General features: G+C 25.4%; 4 protein-coding genes. 1 reads left to right on the plus strand and 3 read right to left on the minus strand.

The window, feature by feature from the left end:
- Window positions 1–673: 673 nt before the first annotated feature.
- Window positions 674–1444, plus strand: a complete 771-nt coding sequence (locus A9758_RS06565) for a hypothetical protein (RefSeq protein WP_143740884.1) — start codon at window positions 674–676, stop codon at window positions 1442–1444.
- Between the two features lie 14 nt (window positions 1445–1458).
- Here A9758_RS06565 and A9758_RS06570 read toward each other — a convergent pair whose 3' ends face one another.
- From A9758_RS06570 to A9758_RS06580, 3 genes are read right to left on the minus strand one after another with little or no spacing between them, the layout of a single operon-like run.
- Window positions 1459–1827: an exodeoxyribonuclease VII large subunit gene (locus A9758_RS06570; protein WP_011405875.1), complete on the minus strand. Its 369-nt coding sequence runs from the start codon at window positions 1825–1827 to the stop codon at window positions 1459–1461.
- A gap of 39 nt (window positions 1828–1866) precedes the next feature.
- Window positions 1867–3540, minus strand: coding sequence for an ATP-dependent DNA ligase (locus tag A9758_RS06575; RefSeq protein WP_011405874.1), 1674 nt, complete (start codon window positions 3538–3540; stop codon window positions 1867–1869).
- Window positions 3541–3548: 8 nt separating this feature from the next.
- Window positions 3549–4748, minus strand: a complete 1200-nt coding sequence (locus A9758_RS06580; RefSeq protein WP_011405873.1) for a hypothetical protein — start codon at window positions 4746–4748, stop codon at window positions 3549–3551.
- Window positions 4749–4822 lie beyond the last annotated feature (74 nt).

Below are 4822 nucleotides of genomic sequence, written 5' to 3' on the forward strand. Positions count from 1 at the left end.
TACATAATGTATACAAAGTATGATTTGATGTTTTCAAGATATAATAATTTTTTTAGAAAATTGAAAAAATAAAAAAAAATATCATATAACTTCAAAAATTTTTTTCATATGTACACATGAAGATTACATTCAACTACTCCTAATTACAACAACATACTTCAAAAGAATATATCAAATTCAAATACATAATATTTTTAGAAAATATAGTTTAATTGTGTACATCAAGTATACATCAGATAATTTATGTTTACAACATGTACACAAAAGTACACAAAATATTTTTAATGTGAAGATATATCGAATTAGAATATTTAGAACTATTTTTTAGAGTGTACATTATGTACACATTAACCAAAAGATTATAAGTAACAACATACATAATTATAGATAAGAAATCTTAAATTATAATAATGTACACATAATGTTTACATCAAAATATTCATGAAAAAAAAGGTACAGATGTATTAAAATTATGAAATACACAAGATACAAACAATACATGATTTTAATAAAAAATACAACAATTTGATGATGTACACATACATGTACACATACAAAAATGATAATTATATTAAATGAATGAGACATGAGTATATAGCTATTTGAAAGGAAATCTAATGTGTACATCATGTATACATATAGAATATTTTTAAGAAAAAAGGGAATCATAGATATGAGTTCAAAAACAGCAACAATTAGATTTAAAAATGGAGAAAAATGGGAAGAATTTATAGAAGCTATTGAAGAAAATCATGGTACTAGTAGAGGATATATTGGAAGTACTGTTGAACAGCTTATTGAAATATATCTTCAAAACCCAGATATAACAGCCAATAAAATTAACTCCATACTAGATGATAATCAAAGAATTAAAAATGAACTCAAAGAACTTGAATTATCAAATAATGATGAACAATTAAGTAACTTGAAATCACAAAATAAAGAACTTACAGATGATATAAATACAAAAGATACTAAAATCAATGAACTTGTAAATGAACTTGATAATATTAATACTATGTTAAAAGAAATTGAAGAGAAAAACAGAAAACTACATAATAGAAATATTGAATTAGAAAAAAAGAATCTTGAACTTAACAGTAAATTAGAGTATCCTGAACGTGAAAATAAATTACTTCAAAAGAATTATCAACAATTAGAAGAAACCTACAAACAACTAAAAGAAGACAATAAAAGTATTAATGCAATGTTTGAAACTATTAACAATGAATTAAAACAACAACAAAAAGATACACGTACTGCAAGAAGTGATTATAAACACATAGTTGAAACATTGAATAAATTACAAAAAGAATATAACAATCTTCAAAATGAAAACAAAGAATATAGAGTTATATTTGCTGAAATTAAAAAAATGTCATTGAAAGAAAGAATATTTGGTGAATATCCTGATGATATTAAAGAATTAACTTCAGGAAAATAAGTAATAAGGAGAAGTTAAGAATTTATTTCTAAATTTTTTGACTTCTCAATAATTAATTCCATCTCCCCATTATATTCTACTACCCTTGCTGTAACTGTAATATTCATTCCATTATATAATGTGGTATTTAATGAGGTACTTGGAAAGATAACTACTTTTATCACATTACTTCCATCATTTAATGTAATAATCATCGTTCCAGTTTTAGTAATAGTGTAGTTTTCAATAATTCCAGTGACTTTCACTTGATTATCTATTTTTGATTTATCAATTTCATTTACTGATAACTCCTCTGGATTTACATACCCTGATAAGATAATTAATCCTATAAGTCCCAGTATTGTTGTTGTTAATGTTATTTTAAATATTTCTTTATCATGCATAACGACTTTTATTAATAATATGACAAGTATTATTAATAATTATTTTTGTAAGTCTATCATCTGATGAAGTTTACTTAAAGTATCTACCTCATCAAGACCAATATCATCACGAACTCCTTTTATTGCTGGAAAACGTAGTGAATAACCTGATTCATATTCATTACTTTCTACAATTTCACTATATGCAATTTCAAGTATTACTTTTGGTTTGAAAAGAACGTTCTGTTCTGATTTAGATATTATTAGTTTTTCCATCCGTTTTGTAAGGGAAGCTAAGAGATCATCATCCATACCTGTTGCTGCATGAACTAATGTTTTATATTCCCCAGTTTTCTCATCAAGTAAGGATAATAAATACGATCCAAAGAATTTAGCTCTTTTACCTTTACCATAAGTTCCACCTGTTATTACACAATCAAGTGTTTCACGTAATGGTTTGTATTTAAGCATGTTTTTTCCACGTTTACCTGGAGAATAGGGACTTGTAACATCTTTAAACATTATACCTTCATGTCCTTCATCTATAGACCATGTGAATAATTTTTCTGCTTCTGTATAATTTTCTTGAGAAACTATTTTCATAGTACTTAGTTCCACATTTTTACTTGTTGTAACAATCTCTTCAAGTAATTGTCTTCTTTGAATTATTGGTAGTTCTGCTGTTGGCTTATCATAATATAATACATCGAATAAAAATACTTTTAAAGGTATTTTCTCCCTCATTTTATCAATATCATATTTACGTTTTACACGTTGAAGTATGTATTGGAATGATATTGGTTTGTTATCTTTTGTTGCTATTACTTCTCCTTCAACAATAAAATCCTTAGAAGGTAGGGCTTCTTCTATATATTCTACTACTTCAGGTAGGGCATTTGTTACATTTTCTAAACGTCTTGTAAATATCTTTGTTTTATTGTTATAATGATGAATTTGAACCCTTATTCCATCATACTTTGTTTCACATATTACCTTTTTCATCTCAGTAATACTTTCTTTAATACCTGGACTTAATTGTGCTAACATTGGTTTTATTGGTTTTCCTGGTGTTATTGTTAAGCTTTTTACTGATTCTATGGATTCTTGTGCTCGAGATGCTACTTCTCCAAGATCATTTGATAACATATATGCTCTATCAATAATTTCTTTATCAATATTATATGCTTGAGCTATTGCCTCAACTAGTGTTCCTTCACCCACACCTATCCTTAATCTTTCTGTTATTGTTCTTGTAATATATTTTGCCTCGAGAGGTGAAGCTGAAGTATATAATTCTAGAAGATAGTTTATTTTTTTGTTTTGTGATTTACTTCCAGTTATTGATTCTGTTTTTCTAAGATTTGATAGTACTTTCTTAACAGTTAATGGTACTTTGAAGAATGTTACTTGTTTGTTATTCTTAATAAGTTCCTCTGATATTTCCCCCATATCCCCTACTTCTGCTAACTTATTTTCTATGGATTTTGTACTTTCACCTAATAGATTGGATAGTGCTTTTATTATTAGTTGAGTTGATATACCCATTTCTTTATCACTCCATGGTGGAAATATTTTACCTTGAAGTAATAGAGTAATATCATATGTTATATCAGCATCAGTTTCTTTTATATACATAAGAAAATCGGCTATAATATCTTGTTTTTCTAGACGACTTGATGTACTACTGATTTTTTCATATACCTCAACTAATTTTTCATAAGAAGTATTTGTCATGTATATCCCTATATTAATGCTTTAAATAGTTTATCTTCTGATTGTTTAATTTTAAAAATCATGATATCTTCTTTTTGTACTATTTCCTTGATTTGTTTTATTTTTTCTTCTGGAAAATCCCTTCCAAGATATACTGCTTCTGGTTTCATAAAGTCTATATCAATATTATTTTGAGTAATATCATATACTTCTTGAAGTTTAGTATTAAGTTCTTCTTGAAATTCATTTGAATTGAGAACATCAACTAGATTTTCTATTAATTTTTTATAGTTATAGTTAAGTTGATTATCTTTAATTTCAAGATAATTTCCATTTAATATTTCATTTATTTTAGAATGTGTCATTGAATATGTGTATACTGGTTCTAATAAATTATCTAACATCGTATATTCAGTTTCAGTATATTTATAACTCATTATATATACCCATTGATTATCATATGTATTTATTTTATCTTTTGTTTTAAGAAGTGATGCATATACAGAGTTGTATACATCATAATTTATGTCAGATTTACTGTTAATATAGTATACTGGGAATATTTTCTGTAATTGTTCTATTATTATTTTTCTTATTTCTTTAAAGTTATATGTTACACAGATTCCTTCATGATTATATCCATATTCCTTCCATACATAATCCTTATTATATGGTGTTTGAAATAGGGTTGTGTATATATTATCCTGATATAATTTCATTGTATAATATGTATTAACTATTGAAAAAACTATTTGTTGGGTAATAAATTGATTCATATATTCTTTCCATTGTTTTTGATCATTACAAGACATATCCTTTGTATCCTTAGAATATACAAGAGTCATTAATTTTATAAATGGAAATGATGACTTCTTAATTATTTCCTTTTCATCATCCTTTAAGAAATTTGGATCTTCTTCTTGTAACTTAGCTATTTGTTGTTGCATTAATGTGTTTAATTGTGTTTTTATAACTTTTTCATAATCTATTTTTATAAGTGAATCATCATAATCAGGTTGTTTTTTTGATTTAGTCAAAAATAATTTACCTTCACATAGTTTAATGAGTGTATCTTCATCTATATTACTTGGATAATACTGTCCTAATACTGGTGGAAAATGTTCTATTTTAATTTTATCAGCATTTTCCAACTCTTTAACATCTGATTTTGTTGCAAATATTTCAAAGAAATCTTCTTTCCATTTTTTATTTAATTTATTATCAACCATTTTATCACCCGTTTTTAGAATCCATTTTTTTATTATATGTATAATTATAATAGTTTTTTTAATTTCTTCTTAGT

The organism is Methanosphaera sp. A6 (genome assembly GCF_001729395.1).
Classification (GTDB): domain Archaea; phylum Methanobacteriota; class Methanobacteria; order Methanobacteriales; family Methanobacteriaceae; genus Methanosphaera; species Methanosphaera stadtmanae.